Below are 15070 nucleotides of genomic sequence, written 5' to 3'. Positions count from 1 at the left end.
TTCTCCAGTTCGGCGAGCGCAATGCGGACGGAAGCCACCCGCATTTCATGAGAACCATATTCTCATTCTGAGAGTACGAGTTGCAACAATGCTCCGTCAGCCGGTGCGGTCGGACCACCCCGGCGGCAGGTTTTCGGGTGCCGTGTCGATCACCGTCTCGTCGTCGGTCCCGACGTACTCGAACAGGGTGATGTAGGCGAACTCGGGGACTTCGTAGATTGGGTAGGTCGGGCCCTGGTCCCGGTAGTCGCGCATCTCGTCGAGATGTTCGTTCTGGAAGCAGACGGTGCGCTCGCCGTGCATGCGTACCCATTGCGGGAAGAAGATCACGCCGTGGATGCGGCGCTTGGCGGGCAGTACGTTGACGGCCACGCAGGTGCCGGTGGGTTCCGTCCAGGAGACTTTGTAGTTGTCGTCGTCCAGTTGGACCAGGTTCACCCGCTGCCCCTTGACCCAGCGACCACCCACATGTCCGGAATGGATGCGGTAGTCGATGGTGGTGGCGTTCTTGACGTACATCTCGTACTGCCAGCCATTGGCGTAGGTGTAGATGAAGCGGTGTCCGGTGATTCCCGAAAGGTCTTGCGGCGGAACCGGGTTAGCGACGCTGGTCATTGTTGTTCCTCTTGCGGGGTGGGCTGAACAATAAAGCTATCTCGTTGGCGATCCTGCCAGGTCGCTTGACCCATATACCCCCTGTGGGTATGCTCGGGCTGGACGCATTGAACGGTGGGAGGCGACGCAATGACGATGTGGGACGGCGGAAGCGGTTGGGGTTGGTGCGACACATTTGCGCACCTTCCGTGGATGGCGACATTGTGGGCCGTCGCCCTCGTCGGGGTCGCCCTTGCGATCGGCCTGGCGATCGGTCAGCGCAATGATCCGGCAGGCATCGGGGCTCGTCCCAAAGGCGCGGTGGCACCGCGCATTTCCCGAGACGAAACGGACCACGACGAATTCTGGCGCCGGCTGATGTAGCTGCGCGAAGCCACCGGGCCATGACTTGCCTACACTGCTGGTGAGATAGCGGCTCGACACCCGACCCAGGGGGCTTTGGCTGAGCATGACCGGTGACGCGACATTGGCCGAAGGGACGATCGTGGTCCCCGGCGGCAACGTGTGGTTCAAGCGGGTCGGTGGCGGCATGGGTCACCCGCTGCTCGTGGTCCACGGAGGCCCCGGGCTGCCGCACCAATACCTGAGCTCGCTGCAACGGTTGGCCGACGAGCGAGAGGTGATCTTCTGGGACCAGCTCGGCTGCGGGAATTCCGACTGTCCGTCCGACCCGGGACTTTGGACGATGGAGCGGTCGGTCGCCGAGATGGACGCCGTGGTAAGAGGCCTGGGGCTGAGCCGCTTCCATATCTTCGGCAACTCGTGGGGTGGAATGCTGGCGCAACAATATGCACTCGATGTGCCCTCGGGAGCCGCCAGCCTGACCATCTCCAACAGCATCGCGTCGATACCCGAGTTCTCGAACATGGTGGCGCGCTTGAAATCCGAGCTGGACCCGGCAACCCAGTCGGCCATCGACCGTCATGAAGCGGCCGGCACCACCCATGCCGCCGAATACCAGGCCGCCATCCGCACCTGGAATGAAACCTATCTATGCCGCGTGCGGCCCTGGCCCAGGGACCTCGAGGACGCGTTCCGGACCATGGGAGCCGAGATCTTCGAGACGATGTTCGGTCCCAGCGACTTTCACATCGTCGGAACCATCCGGAGCTGGGACGTGTTCGACCGATTACCCGAGATCTCGTTGCCGACCCTCGTCGTCGCCGGCAGGTACGACGAGTGCGTGCCGGAACACGCATGGGAAATCCACAGGCGCATAACGGGTTCGCGGTTCGAGCTGTTCGAGTCGAGCGCTCACATGCCGTTCATCGAGGAGCCCGAGAAGTTCGACCAGGTCATGCGTGACTTCCTGCGGTCGATCGACTCGTCGCGGGCGTAACCTCACTGCGAAAATCCGGTCCGAAATTCGCAGTGTCGTTACGCTCGCGGCTGCGCAATCAGTTCTTGCCGGCGTTCAGCTTGGCGACGATGGACCGGAAGTCGTCGGTGGTGAACGACTGGTGCTCGGCCGAAAGCGCGTAGTCCAGGCTGGCCAGCACCGCGCGCTCCAAGTGAATGTTGAGCACCCGCTTGGTGCTCTCGACCGCCTGCTGGGGCAATTCCAAAATCTTCTTGGCGCAGGCGATTGCCTCGGCGACGGGGTCGGCCGCCACGTGGTTCGCCAGTCCCAGCTCGACGGCGCGCTGCGCGCTGATGCGGGTTCCGGTCAGCGCGTACTCCTTGGCCAGCAGCAGGCTGATGTGCAGCGGCCAGGTCAGCGGCCCGCCGTCGGCTGCCACCAGGCCCACCTGCACGTGCGGGTCGGCGAGGAAGGCGTGCTCGGCGATGTAGACGATGTCGCTCAGCGCGACCAGGCTGCAGCCGAGGCCGACGGCCGGCCCATTGACGGCGGCCACCACGGGAATTCGGCACCGCGCCATGCCGAGTACGATCTCGCGCCCGTCCCGGATGGTCTTGGCGCGCAGGGCGGCGTCCTGGGACAGCTCTTGGAGGTAGGCGAAATCTCCACCGGCCGAAAACGCCTTGCCGCTGCCGGTCAGCACCGCCGCTCTGGCCCCGGGATCGTCGGTCAGCCGCTGCCACAGCCGCGCGAGGCCGACGTGCAGGTTGTCGTTGACCGCGTTGAGGTCGTCCGGGCGGTTCAGCGTGATGATCCGCAACGCCCCGTCGGCGCGGACGTCGATTTCGCTTGGCATGTCGTACATTCAGACTCCCAATCCCAGGATCCGCGAGGCGATGATGTTCTTCTGTATCTGTGACGTTCCGCCCATCACGCTCTGCGCGCGACTGTACAGGTAGGCGCTGAGCAGGTCGGGATCGCGGGTCCCGGCGACCGCCAGCGCGGCGTGCCCCACCGATTGCTCGACCCAGGTCATCAACAGCTTGTCGAGCGATCCCTCCGGGCCGTGCGAGACGCCGTCCAGCTGCTCGGACAGGCGCCGCCGGACGTGATGCGTCAGCATCTCCGACTCGACCGCCGCCCACGCGAGCTCTTCGGGAACCGGACCGTCATTGCGCGCGAACAGGTTTCGGACCAGCTTGCCGTATCGGGCCGCATAACCGAGCGTGGAGGGCTCGCGCTCGTGCCCGACGACGGTCATGGCAACGGCCCAGCCCTCGCCGGGGGCGCCGACCATCCGGTCCGCGGGCACCGTGGCGCCGTCGAAGAACACCTGACCGAATTCGTTGGTGACGCCGTTCATCATTCGCAACGGGCGCTGTTGCACGCCAGGCTGTTTCATATTGAGCACGAACGCCGACAGGCCGCGGTGGCGTTTGGCATCGGGATCCGTGCGGGCCAACAGCAGACACCAGTCCGCGACATCGGAGTAGCTGGTCCAAATCTTGTGCCCGTGCACCACATAGGTGTCGCCCTCGAGGGTGGCGGTAGTGGTCAGCGAGGCCAGATCCGAGCCGGCGCCCGGCTCGCTGAAGCCCTGGCACCACCGCTCGGTGCCGTTGATGATGCCGGGCAGGAAGCGCTTCCGAAGCTCGTCACTGCCGTGCCGCCCGATGCCGAAGACCAGATAGCCCACGCTGGGACGGGGCGGAGCGCCGGCGCGCACCAGCTCCTCGTCGACGATGACGTCGTACACGGGTGCCAAGTCCTGGCCGCCGTAGTCACGGGGCCAGGACAGCCCGAAAAAGCCGTTGTCGTAGAGGGCCCGGTGCCAGTCGGCCATGCGTTCCCAGTACTCGTCGCCGGAGCCGGAATACTCCTTGGCGTGCAACGCAAGCCACGACCGCAGGCGCTCCCGGAAGGCGGCCTCGTCGGGCGAATCACGAAAGTCCAAAGTCGATCTCCTTGAGAGTCACGGGCCACAGTTCGGTCGATGTCAATGCGCGGCGCAGGTAGACGTGGGCGATGCATTCCCAGGTGTTGCCGATGCCGCCGTGCACCTGAACCGCCGTCTCGCAGACGGTGCGCGTCGCGCGCGCGCAGTAGACCTTGGCGATCTGGGCGGCCCTGATCGCCTCGGGCGGCGTGAGCTCGTCCACCGCCCATGCCGCGTGGCGCAGCACGCTCACCGAACCTTCGATCAGCGCCAGGCTTTCGGCCAGCAGGTGTGCGATCGCCTGATAGGACCCAATCGTTTTGCCGTACTGTTCACGGATTTTCGCGTAGTCGCAGGCGACCGCGTGCGCGCCGCGCGCGATCCCGACCAGGTCCGCAGTCGTGGTGACCAGCGCCAGCGCCCGCCACCGCCCGGCCGCGTGGGACGACACCTCACCCAGAGTCGTCGGTGACCCCACCGCGTCGGCCTCGGCACGGGTCAGGTCGGCGCCGGCGAGACCTGCGGCCACGTCGGTGGCCACGACCATGGTGCCGGAGAGCGACAGGGCCCGGCGCGCGCCGCGGGCATCGATCACCCGGCCGTCCACCGCGACGGTCGAATCCCCACTTTCGGCACCCACGTGGCGCGCCAGATCGTCGGCCAGTACCGGCCCCAGGAATGGTGCGTCGACCAAGCGGCGCCCGAATTCCTCGGCGACGACGGCCACTTCGACACCGGAGGCGCCGTCGGAGCGCAGCGACCGCCACCCCGTCGTTTCGATCTGCTTGTCCAGCCGCGCGATTCGGTTCGAGTCGTCGAGATCTTGCACGGCTCCGGGTCCGAGATCGTCGGCCAGCTTGGCGGCGGCGTCGCGAAGCTGCTGCTGTTCAGCTGTCAGACGTACATCCATAAGACTCCTTCAGCACTCGGCGCAGCACCTTGCCCGAGGGCAGCCGCGGAATGTCGTCCACGAACACGATGCGGCTCAGGTGTTTGTAGGACGCTAGCTTCTCGTCCACCCGGGCGGTGAGGTCGGACGGGTCGACGGGCGCGCACGGCGCGACCGCGGCGACGATCGCCTCACCGTTGATGCCGTCGGGAACGCCGAACACCGCGCAGTCCTTGACGGCCGGGTGGCCGTGTAGCACCGTCTCGATCTCGGCGGGCGCGACCTGGAACCCGCGAACTTTGATCATCTCCTTGAGGCGGTCGGTGATCCGCAGCCAACCGGCGGCGTCGAGCCAGCCGACGTCCCCGGTGCGATACCAGCCGTCGCGGATCGCCTCGGCGGTCGCCTCGGCGGGCAGATAGCCGGCCATCAACGACAGCGATCGCGCGTGGATCTCGCCGACCTCTCCCGGGCCGACGGGCTGGCCGGTCTCCAACGAGACCACGCGCACGTCCACCCCCGGCACCGGACGGCCGACCGAGTCGAGTCTCGCCCCCTGCAGCGGATTACACGCGATGACGGGCAATTCCGTGGTGCCGTAGGCGGGCACCCAACCGATGCCGGTCCGCCGGGTCACCGTCTCGGCGACGCTGGGGCTGACGGGCGTTGCCCCCCACATGATGAAGCGAAGCGAGGACAGGTCGTAGGTTTCGAGCCGGGGGTGCGAGGCGATCGCCAACGCGATTGGCGCCACCGCCATTTCGACTGTAATGCGGTCTTCCTCGATCGTCTGCAGCATCCGGTCGATGTCGAATCGCGGATGCAGCCGCATCCGGGCGCCGGTCCGCAGCGCGGTGAGGATGTTGAGCAGGCCGAGGATGTGGGACGGCGGCGTGGCGACCTGAATGCGGTCGCGTCGCGTCAGCTGCAGCGCCGCGCGCCAGTGCCCCACCGCCTCCTGTAACGCCGCGTGCGTGTGGCGCACGGCCTTCGGCAGACCGGTGGTGCCGGAACTGAACGCCAGCACCGCGTCGACGCTGGGCGGCGGCGCGCCCGATGTCGGCTCGCCCGAGTTGATCGGTTCGTCCAGGTGCAGCATCGGCATCAGGCCGCCCAGCACCGGATGGTCCCCGACGGCATGTGCCGGGCCAGTGATGGCAAGCGCATGGTCCACCTCGTCGCGCTTCCATGCGGGGCTGATGAGGACCGCGGTGGCCCCCAGCCGCCAGATCGCGAGCAGGGCGGCCACAAACTCGGGCCGATTCGACGCCATGACCGCCACCCGCTGACATGCGATGACGCCCCGTTTCGTCAAGGTCGCGGCCAGCCCGTCGGCCAACGCGTCGAGCTGCGGCGGGCTGAACCGCCGTTCCTCGAACACGAGCGCTGCCGGCTCGGTCACGTCGCGTTCCTTCCAGCAGTCCGACGGCTTGAGAAGACCCTATCGCTCTGTGAGAATAGTATTCTCTATACTGAAGAATGCAAATATGGGAGGGGCGGTCATGGCGACGGTCACCACGATCATCGAGGAGACTCCACGGGTGACAGATCCCGCATCCGATACCGGCGCCAAGGTCGGCACGGTGACGATTCACCTCGACCGCAAGAAGGCGACGGTCCCTCTGGTGCCCGGCGAGACGCTGCTGGAAAGCGCGCGGCGAGCCGGCCTGGAACCGCCGTTCAGTTGCGAGGCGGGCAATTGCGGCACGTGCATGGCCAGGCTCGAGGAGGGCCACGCGACCATGCGGGTCAACGATGCTCTCGACGACGACGAGATTGCCGACGGCTACATTCTGACCTGCCAGGGCGTGCCCGACACGGATTCCGTCACGGTGCGCTACGAGTAGCCACAGAGAGGCGGCGTAATGGCCAAGGGAATCATGTACGTCGAAAGCCGGCCGAGCTCGCCAGAGCGCGAGCAGGAGTACAACACCTGGTACGACGAAGTGCATCTGCCCGAACTCATGGCGCTCGACGGCATCGTCTCGGCACGCCGGTTTCGTCCGGTCGATGGGAACGGCCCATACGTCGCGATCTATGAAATCGAAGGCGACGACCTTCAAGCCGTGTTGGACAACATGATCGCCAACGCCAGCCAGCTGCACATGTCCGATGCCCTGCAGTTGGATCCCGCGCCCGTCCCGCGACTGCTGGAGACGACCGCCGAGTGCCACGGCTAGAGGGACCGATCGTATGAATGTCGATGACCTGATCCTGGTGAGCATCGACGACCACGTCGTCGAGCCGCCGGACATGTTCCTGCGCCATGTGCCCGCCAAATACAAGGACGAGGCGCCGATCGTCATGGTCGACGAAAAGGGCGTTGACCAGTGGATGTACCAGGGCAGGCCGCAGGGCGTGAGCGGGCTGAACGCCGTGGTGTCGTGGCCGGCCGAGGAATGGGGCCGCGACCCGGCCGGTTTCGCCGAAATGCGACCGGGCGTCTACGACGTTCACGAACGCGTCCGGGACATGAACCGCAACGGCATCCTCGCGTCGATGTGTTTCCCGACCTTCACCGGGTTCTCCGCCCGGCACCTCAACATGACGCGCGAGGACGTCACCCTGGTGATGGTGTCGGCCTACAACGACTGGCACATCGACGAGTGGGCCGGCTCCTACCCCGACCGGTTCATCCCGATCGCAATCCTGCCGACCTGGACCCCCGACGGCATGTGCGCCGAGATCCGCCGCGTCGCCGCCAAGGGCTGCCGGGCGGTCACGATGCCGGAACTGCCGCATCTGGAAGGGCTTCCGAGCTATCACGACGACGATTACTGGGGGCCGGTGTTCCGGACGCTGTCCGAGGAAAACGTGGTGATGTGCCTGCACATCGGCACCGGGTTCGGCGCGATCAGCATGGCCCCCGACGCGCCGATCGACAACATGATCATCCTGGCCACCCAGGTCTCGGCGATGTGCGCGCAGGATCTGTTGTGGGGCCCCGCGATGCGCAACTACCCCGAGCTGAAGTTCGCGTTCTCCGAAGGTGGCATCGGTTGGATTCCCTTCTATTTGGACCGCAGCGACCGCCACTACACCAACCAGAAGTGGCTGCGCCGCGACTTCGGCGACAAGCTGCCCAGTGACGTGTTCCGCGAACACTCGCTGGCCTGCTACGTCACCGACAAGACGTCGCTGAAACTGCGCCACGAGATAGGCATCGACATCATCGCGTGGGAGTGCGACTACCCGCACTCGGACTGCTTCTGGCCCGACGCGCCCGAGCAGGTGCTGGCCGAGCTGAACGCCGCCGGCGCCGACCACTCCGACATCAACAAGATCACCTGGGGCAACGCCTGCCGGTTCTTCAGCTGGGACCCGTTCGCCCGCACCCCCCGCGATCAGGCGACGGTTAAAGCCCTGCGCGCCAAGGCTTCCGACGTCGACGTGTCCATCCGGTCGCGTGCCGAGTGGGCCCGGCTCTACGCGGAGAAACAGCTCGCGTCGCGGTAGCGTTCGAGGGTCAGGGTACGGCCCGCTCCCCCAGCCCGGCCAGCGCGGGGCCCAGCTCCTCGAGTTGATCGACGGCGGCATTGAATTCGGCGCCGACCGGTGGCAGCAACGTGACGTGGTCTGCTCCGGCGGCCAAGTGTTCGCGGATGCTGCGCCCGATGCTCGCCGGATGGCCATGAGCGACAGCGGAATTGACCAGGCGGTCGCTGACTTCGTCGATGTCGCGCGACGAGTAGCCCAGCCCCGCCAGCCGGGACGCATAGGACGGCACGGCGAGGCTCGCCGACACCGACTCGCGGGCGGCCTGGATGTCGCGGACCACCGACAGGCCGACCACCAAGAGCTTGTCCGGTCCGAGCGCGCTGCGCGCCTGGGCGGTGAACTCGTGCGGTAGCCCGGCCGGCAGCGCCCCGTCGGCGAGATCCCTTGCCAGCGCCAGCATCTTCGGCCCGTTCGCGGCGACGATGCGGGCGTAGGGCGCGTCGGGCGCGGGCGGCCACGTCGGGGCGTTCATCCCTTCCAGGTAGTCACGCATCGTGCTGAGTGGGCGCCCGAATTCCCGGCCGACGCTCGCCGCCTGCTCCGGGTATCCGATCCCGATGCCCAGCACGAGCCGGCCCGGATACGCCTGCGCCAGTTGGGCGGCCGCGGCGTGCATGGTCTGCGCGGGCCGCGCCCAGATGTTGGCGATGCAGGTGCCGAACACCATGCGCTCGGTGTCGGCCAGGAGCACGCCGAGTTGCACCAGGGCGTCCTTGCCGATCACCTCGTTGGTCCACACGGCGCCGTATCCGGCCCGCTCCAGTCTGTGCGCGGTCTCGCGTAGGGCGTCGGCGGACGGTGTGTCGGTGAACGAGACGGGCAGGCATACGCCCACCGGCCCCAGCGCCTTTCGAGTCGCGTCGACGACCGCGTCAGCCACGGTGTCGCTCACTGTCCGAAGTAGTGGCCGGCATCGAGATCCTCCAGCAGCCCCGGCCCCTCGGGCTTCCAGTCCAGCACCTTGCGGGTCAGGGCATTCGACGTCGGATTGTCCAGCGTGGCAAAGAGCGCAAGGAAGCCGAAATGACCGGCTTCTTCCGCTGGGATGCTGAGCGTCGGCACCTCGAGGTGGCGGCCGATCACGGCGGCGATGTCGCGGAATGGCACGCCCTCGTCGGCCACGCCGTGCAAACGCGTTCCGGCAGGGGCCTTTTCGAGCGCCAGCCGGTACAGGTGCGCGGCGTCCAGGGTGTGGACCCCGGGCCAGCGGTTCGCGCCGTCACCGATGTACGCGGACTTTCCGGTCTCGCGGGCGGTGCCGATGAGGTGGTGCGCGAAGCCGTGGTGGTCGAGATCGCTGTGCACCAACGGCGAGAGCCGGATCACGGAGGAGCGCACCCCGCGGTCGGCCAGCGCGATCACCGCGTTCTCGGAGTCGACGCGCGGTCCACCGGGGAGCGTGTCCTGTTCGGTGGCCGGACCGCCCTGCCCCAGCAGCGACAGGAGCAGGGTGCCCGAGGTACTGACGAAGGGGCGGTCGGACCCGACGAGCACCTCGCCAATCGCCTGCACGGCGCGCAGGTCGGTGTCGGCGGCGCCCGCGAAATCGTCGAAGTCGTGTTTGAAGGCCAGGTGGATGACACCGTCCGCCGCCGCCGCGGCGGACCGTAGACCGTCGAGGTCGTCGAGGTCGCCCCGGTGCACCCGCACACCTTTCGCCTCGAGCGCCGCGGCGGACTCGTCGGAGCGGGCAAGCCCGCTGACCTCGTGTCCCGCCTGGATGAGTTCGTCGACGACGGCCGAACCGATGTGTCCGCTCGCGCCCGTCACAAAGACCCGCATGGATGATCCTTTCGTTGCACCGTATTCGCGACTTCCAGTCAATGGGCGTCCCGCCCCGGATGTCCAAGACCTGTTTCATATGGCGCGATACCGAATTGGCATCGCCGCATTTGAGCGCTCTTTTGGCACGACCCGAGTCCGAGCAGCCGCGATACACTGCGCGCATGACCGATTCGGCATCGCCGGTTATCGACCTCGACCTGCGACTCGTCGGGTATTTCGTCGCGGTCGCCGAACACCGCCACTTCGGCCGGGCCGCGAGTGCGCTGCGCGTCGCCCAGCCGTCGTTGAGCCGCCAGATCCGCCGACTCGAGCAACAGTTGGGGGTTCGACTGCTGGATCGCACGCCGCAAGGCACCCGCCTCACCGAGGCCGGCGAGGTGTTTTTGCCCCGCGCAAGGGCGCTGCTGCGTTCCGCCGCGCAGGCCGCCGCCCAGGCCCGGGCCGCCGGGCAGCCCAGCCGCATCGCGATCGGCTACACGACGGGGATGATCGTCACCCCCGCGGTGCGCGAGCTGCGCCGCGAGCATCCGGACGCCGAAGTGCAAGTGTCACACCTGGATTGGGGCCAGGCCCTCGACGCTCTGCTCGGGCACCGGGTGGACGCGGTGGTGACCCGGCTACCGTTTCCGACCGACGGCCTGCACGTGACCATCCTCTACGACGAGCCCCGGATGCTGGCCGTGTCCGTCGACCACCGCCTGGCCGGTCGGGATTTCGTGACCCTCGACGACATCGCCGACGAACCGATGCCGCGGATCCGGGACTCCGACCCTGCGTGGAGTGCCTTCTGGCGCATCGATCCCCGCCCGGATGGGCGCCGGGCACCCGACGGACCGTTCATCGACGCGCTCGAGGACAAGTTCGAAGTCATCGCCTCCGGGCAGGCGGTAGCCATCACGGCCGGCTTCCGCGGCAGCGCGCTGCGGCCTGACATCACCACTGTCCCACTGAAGGGCGTCGAGCCCTGCCACGTCGTTCTGGCGACGCGCGCCGGCGACCGCGGCCGTCTCGTTTCGGCCTTTCGTAAACTCGCCGAGGCCCACCTCACCGGGCCGCCCGCGTCAGCCCTCGGCTAGTTCCGGCGGCGGCCGATAGTCGGGCTCGTAGCCCGACACGTGGATGGGGCTGCCGACGAGGCGGAAATCACCCGCCGTCACAACCACTTCCGGCGTCGCCTTGAGCGCTTCGGGCAACGTCCTGACGGCCGCGGCAGGGACGCCGAGGGGACGCAGCCGCCGTTCCCACCCGGCGGCCGTGTCGGTCGCCAGCATCGCCGTCACGACGGCGAGCACCTCGTCGCGGCGGGCGACGCGCTCGGCCATGGTTTCGAATCCCCCGATGCCCGCCTCGGCGGCGAACGACTTCCAAAAGCCGTCGTGCGTGATGAACAGCGCCAAATGTCCGTCCGCGGTTGGAAAGAGCTGAGCCGGAACGTAGTACGAGTGGGCGCCATGGGGGCGCCGCTGCGGCTCGACGCCGTTGTTGAGGTAGGCCGAGGCGTGGTAGTTGAGCTGCGAGAGCATCACGTCGCGCAGTGATACGTCGACCTGCCCACCGGTTCCGGAGACGATTTTGGCCAAAAGCCCCAGTGCGGCACACATTCCGGTGGAGTTGTCGGCCGACGAGTAGCCGGGTAGCGTCGGCGGGCCGTCCGGGTCGCCGGTCAGGGCGGCGGTGCCGACGCCGGCCTGAACCACATAATCAAAGGCCGGATCGTCGCCGCCGTATAGGCCGAATCCGGTGATCGCGACGCAGACGATGCGCTCGTTGTGCCGTCGTAGCTCGTCGTAGGTGAGGCCCAGCCGCCGGATGGCCGACGGCTTGAGGTTCACCAGCAGCGCGTGCGATTCGGCGACCAGCTCGCCCAGCTTTTGCTGTCCCGCTTCGGAATTCAGGTCCAGCGTGACGCTGGACTTGTTGCGGTTGAGGCTGGCGAAGTAGCTGGCGCCGACCCCGCGGGAGATCTCCCCGCCGCGGGGCTCGATCTTGGTGACCTCGGCGCCGAGGTCGGCCAGCAGCATGGTCGCGTACGGACCGGCCAGCATGGTGCCGACCTCGAGGATGCGTATTCCCGCCAGCGGGCCCGCGTCGGTCGTCAACGCAACTCCGCTGCGAGCGAGGCGATCATGTCGCGGGTGCGGCGCTTGGAGGCGACGAGCTCGTCCCGGTTGTCGCCGATCGGCAGGAGCCGCACCGAAAGGTCGGTCACGCCGGCGTCGGCGAATCGGCGCATCCGGGCCAGGATGGCGTGTTCGTCGCCGGCCGCACACAGGTCACCGACATCGCGGGCGTCGCCGCGGTCGAGCAGGCGCTGGTAGTTGGGCGACACCTCGGCCTCGCCCAGGATGCGGTTGGCCCGCTCCTTGGCCTCGTCGACTTGTGCAGGCGCGCAAAGGCATACCGGGATGCCCGCGACGATCCGCGGCGCGGGCCGACCGGCGTCCGCGGCGGCCTTGGTGATCTTCGGGGCGATGTGGTCGCCGATGGCGCGCTCGTCGGCCATCCACAGCACGGTGCCGTCGGCGAGTTCGCCGGCGATCTGCAGCATCACCGGCCCCAGCGCGGCGACCAGCACCGGCATCGGGGTGTCGGCCCCGATCGCCAGCGGGTTGTGCACCGTGAACGAATCGTTCTCGACGTCGACCGGCCCGGGTCCGGCGATGGCGGCGTTGAGCACCTGCAGGTAGTCGCGCGTGTAGGCGGCGGGCTTCTCGTACGGCAAGCCGAGCATGTCCCGGATGATCCAGTGGTGCGACGGGCCGACGCCCAACGCCAGCCGCCCCCCGGCCACCGCGTGCGTCGAGAGTGCCTGGCGGGCAAGGGCGATGGGATGCTGGGCCTGCAGCGGCACCACCGCGGTGCCGAGTTCGATGCGCGAGCTGTGCGCGGCCATCAACGACACCATGGCCAGGCAGTCGAAGTCGTTGGGCACCTGCGGCATCCACGCGGTGTCCAGCCCCGCGGATTCGGCCCATTCGATATCGGAGACGAGCTTTTCCACCTTGCGGGCCATGTCGCCACGCTCGGCGCCGATCATCACTCCGACGCGCACTGTGTTTCCTTTGCTTCGGGGTCCGGGGTGCCGGTCAGCGCGCGGATGTCGCGCACCAGAACGTCGAGCGGTGTCCCGGTGGGGAATACCGCCGCGGCGCCGGCGGAGAGCAGCTTGGGGACGTCGGCGTGCGGGATGGTTCCCCCGACGACAACGGCGATGTCCGCGGCGTCGGCGGCGCGCAACGCCTCGACGGTCCGCGCGGTGAGCGCCAGATGCGCGCCCGACAGGATGCTCAGGCCCACGACCGCGACGTCTTCCTGGACGGCGATCGACGCGATGTCTTCGATGCGCTGGCGGATGCCGGTGTAGATGACCTCGAAGCCCGCGTCGCGCAGGGTGCGCGCGACGATCTTCGCGCCGCGGTCGTGTCCGTCCAGGCCGGGTTTGGCCACCAGAATTCTTACCGCCACCTAGAACACCACCGGCTGCTGGAACTCGCCCCACACCGCTTTGAGCGCCGAGACCATTTCCCCGACCGTGCAATAGGCGTTGGCGCAGTCGATCAGCTTGTGCATCAGGTTGTCGTCCCCTTCGGCGGCACGGGACAGCGCTGCGAGGCTGGATTCGACTGCGGCCGAATCCCTTTCGGCTTTGACCTTGGATAACCGTTTGAGCTGCAAATCGCGCCCTTCGGCGTCGAGCTCGTAGGTGACGACGTCGGGTTCCGGCTCTTCGGTGACGAACCGGTTCACCCCCACGACCGGTCGGGTGCCGGCTTCGACTTCCTGATGCATCTTGAACGCCTCGTCGGCGATCAGGCCCTGCAGGTAACCGTCCTCGATCGCCTGGACCATGCCGCCGTGCCGCTCGAGGTCGGACATGATCTCGATGATGCGGGCCTCGGTCGCATCGGTCAGGGCCTCCACGAAGTAGGACCCCCCCAGCGGGTCGGCGACGCTGGCCACCCCGGTCTCGTGGGCGAGGATCTGCTGGGTGCGCAGCGCCAGTGTCGTGGTTTCCTCGGTGGGCAGGGCGAACGGCTCGTCCCAGGCCGCCGTGAACATCGACTGCACACCGCCCAGCACCGCGGCCATCGCCTCGTAGGCCACCCGGACGATGTTGTTGTGCGCCTGCGGCGCGTACAGCGACGCGCCACCGCAGACGCAGCCGAACCGGAACATCGCCGCCTTGTCCGTCGTCGCGCCGTAGCGCTCCCGCACGATGGTCGCCCAACGGCGCCGCCCCGCACGGTATTTGGCGATCTCCTCGAAGAAGTCGCCGTGGGTGTAGAAGAAGAACGAAATCTGCGGCGCGAACTGGTCGATCGTCATGCGGCCGCGCTGCACCACGGTGTCGCAATAGGTCACCCCATCGGCCAGGGTGAACGCCATCTCCTGCACCGCGTTGGCCCCGGCATCGCGGAAATGCGCGCCGGCCACCGAGATCGCGTTGAACCTCGGAACCTCGGCCGCGCAGAACTCGATGGTGTCCGCGATCAACCGCAGCGACGGCTCCGGCGGCCAGATCCAGGTTCCGCGCGAGGCGTACTCCTTGAGGATGTCGTTCTGGATGGTCCCGGTGAGCTTCGCCCGGGGTATCCCCTTTTTCTCGGCGGCGGCGACGTAGAACGCCAGCAGGATGGCGGCCGTCCCGTTGATCGTCATGCTGGTGCTGAGCTTGTCCAGCGGGATGCCGTCGAACAGGATCTCGAAGTCGGCCAGGGTGTCGACCGCGACGCCGACGCGGCCGACCTCCTCGCCGAATTCGGGGTCGTCGGAGTCGTAGCCACACTGGGTGGGCAGGTCCAGGGCCACCGACAGGCCGGTCCCGCCCTGCTCGAGCAGGTAGCGGTAACGGCGGTTGGATTCCTCGGCGGTGCCGAATCCCGAGTACTGGCGGAAGGTCCAGAGCTTGCCGCGGTAGCCGGACGCGAAGTTGCCGCGGGTGAAGGGGAACTCCCCCGGCTGCGACGGCGCCGCGGTTACGTCCGCCGGCCCATAGACGGGCTGCAGCGGAATACCAGACGGAGTGTGGGCCGTATTATCCATCAGT

The 15070-nt window shown here is 67.6% G+C and carries 17 protein-coding genes; 6 read left to right on the top strand and 11 right to left on the bottom strand.

The features are described 5' to 3' along the window. Positions 1-96: 96 nt before the first annotated feature. The gene (locus A5712_RS17155) at positions 97-615 is read right to left on the bottom strand and encodes a phenolic acid decarboxylase (RefSeq protein ID WP_068107389.1); all 519 of its coding nucleotides are present in this window, start codon (positions 613-615) and stop codon (positions 97-99) included. Positions 616-807: 192 nt separating this feature from the next. Here A5712_RS17155 and A5712_RS17150 point away from each other — a divergent pair, with 192 nt between their 5' ends. Further along, a complete protein-coding gene (locus A5712_RS17150) occupies positions 808-978 on the top strand; it encodes a hypothetical protein (RefSeq protein WP_156766604.1) in 171 nt (56 codons plus the stop codon). 85 nt (positions 979-1063) lie between these two features. Then, positions 1064-1954 carry a proline iminopeptidase-family hydrolase gene (locus tag A5712_RS17145; protein WP_068107385.1) on the top strand — a complete coding sequence of 297 codons (891 nt, stop codon included), beginning with the start codon at positions 1064-1066 and terminating at the stop codon, positions 1952-1954. Positions 1955-2012: 58 nt separating this feature from the next. Here the strand turns inward: A5712_RS17145 and A5712_RS17140 are convergent, their stop codons facing one another. Genes A5712_RS17140 through A5712_RS17125 form a run of 4 tightly spaced genes read right to left on the bottom strand, consistent with a single transcriptional unit; the run spans position 2013 to position 6142 of the window. Next, positions 2013-2780: an enoyl-CoA hydratase/isomerase family protein gene (locus A5712_RS17140; RefSeq protein ID WP_068107383.1), complete on the bottom strand. Its 768-nt coding sequence runs from the start codon at positions 2778-2780 to the stop codon at positions 2013-2015. After that, positions 2781-3869: an acyl-CoA dehydrogenase family protein gene (locus tag A5712_RS17135; protein WP_068107381.1), complete on the bottom strand. Its 1089-nt coding sequence runs from the start codon at positions 3867-3869 to the stop codon at positions 2781-2783. Then, positions 3856-4761 carry an acyl-CoA dehydrogenase family protein gene (locus A5712_RS17130; protein WP_068107470.1) on the bottom strand — a complete coding sequence of 302 codons (906 nt, stop codon included), beginning with the start codon at positions 4759-4761 and terminating at the stop codon, positions 3856-3858. The genes A5712_RS17135 and A5712_RS17130 overlap by 14 nt, the downstream gene beginning before the upstream one ends. Further along, the gene (locus A5712_RS17125; protein ID WP_068107378.1) at positions 4739-6142 is read right to left on the bottom strand and encodes a class I adenylate-forming enzyme family protein; all 1404 of its coding nucleotides are present in this window, start codon (positions 6140-6142) and stop codon (positions 4739-4741) included. Before A5712_RS17125 ends, A5712_RS17130 begins: the two co-directional genes overlap by 23 nt. A gap of 85 nt (positions 6143-6227) precedes the next feature. Between A5712_RS17125 and A5712_RS17120 the strand changes: the two genes are divergently transcribed. Genes A5712_RS17120 through A5712_RS17110 form a run of 3 tightly spaced genes read left to right on the top strand, consistent with a single transcriptional unit; the run spans position 6228 to position 8196 of the window. After that, positions 6228-6587: a 2Fe-2S iron-sulfur cluster-binding protein gene (locus tag A5712_RS17120; protein WP_231982149.1), complete on the top strand. Its 360-nt coding sequence runs from the start codon at positions 6228-6230 to the stop codon at positions 6585-6587. Positions 6588-6605: 18 nt separating this feature from the next. Continuing rightward, entirely contained in the window at positions 6606-6920 is a 315-nt protein-coding gene (locus A5712_RS17115) for a DUF4286 family protein (RefSeq protein ID WP_068107373.1), read from the top strand. Between the two features lie 13 nt (positions 6921-6933). After that, on the top strand, positions 6934-8196 hold the full coding sequence (locus A5712_RS17110) for an amidohydrolase family protein (RefSeq protein WP_068107371.1): 1263 nt from the start codon (positions 6934-6936) through the stop codon (positions 8194-8196). 10 nt (positions 8197-8206) lie between these two features. Here the strand turns inward: A5712_RS17110 and A5712_RS17105 are convergent, their stop codons facing one another. After that, positions 8207-9130: an LLM class flavin-dependent oxidoreductase gene (locus A5712_RS17105; RefSeq protein ID WP_068107369.1), complete on the bottom strand. Its 924-nt coding sequence runs from the start codon at positions 9128-9130 to the stop codon at positions 8207-8209. Then, a complete protein-coding gene (locus tag A5712_RS17100) occupies positions 9127-10020 on the bottom strand; it encodes an SDR family oxidoreductase (protein ID WP_068107367.1) in 894 nt (297 codons plus the stop codon). Before A5712_RS17100 ends, A5712_RS17105 begins: the two co-directional genes overlap by 4 nt. Before the next feature lie 164 nt (positions 10021-10184). On the opposite strand from A5712_RS17100, the gene A5712_RS17095 reads away from it, so the two are divergent. Continuing rightward, positions 10185-11099 (top strand): LysR family transcriptional regulator, encoded by a 915-nt coding sequence (locus A5712_RS17095; RefSeq protein WP_068107365.1) that lies wholly within the window; start codon positions 10185-10187, stop codon positions 11097-11099. Here A5712_RS17095 and A5712_RS17090 read toward each other — a convergent pair. The 4 genes from A5712_RS17090 to A5712_RS17075 are packed head-to-tail and all read right to left on the bottom strand — an operon-like array spanning position 11085 to position 15066. Continuing rightward, positions 11085-12122, bottom strand: a complete 1038-nt coding sequence (locus A5712_RS17090; protein WP_082973494.1) for a CaiB/BaiF CoA-transferase family protein — start codon at positions 12120-12122, stop codon at positions 11085-11087. The genes A5712_RS17095 and A5712_RS17090 overlap by 15 nt on opposite strands. Then, a complete protein-coding gene (locus A5712_RS17085) occupies positions 12119-13075 on the bottom strand; it encodes an LLM class F420-dependent oxidoreductase (RefSeq protein WP_068107364.1) in 957 nt (318 codons plus the stop codon). Before A5712_RS17085 ends, A5712_RS17090 begins: the two co-directional genes overlap by 4 nt. After that, a complete protein-coding gene (locus A5712_RS17080; protein WP_068107362.1) occupies positions 13060-13488 on the bottom strand; it encodes a cobalamin-dependent protein in 429 nt (142 codons plus the stop codon). Before A5712_RS17080 ends, A5712_RS17085 begins: the two co-directional genes overlap by 16 nt. Beyond that, positions 13489-15066, bottom strand: a complete 1578-nt coding sequence (locus A5712_RS17075; RefSeq protein ID WP_068107361.1) for a methylmalonyl-CoA mutase family protein — start codon at positions 15064-15066, stop codon at positions 13489-13491. Between the last annotated feature and the right edge of the window lie 4 nt (positions 15067-15070).

The organism is Mycobacterium sp. E2327 (assembly GCF_001672675.1).
Taxonomy (GTDB): Bacteria; Actinomycetota; Actinomycetes; order Mycobacteriales; family Mycobacteriaceae; genus Mycobacterium.
Note: the sequence above shows the minus strand (reverse complement) of the source record. Positions and strands in the feature narration are given on the sequence as shown.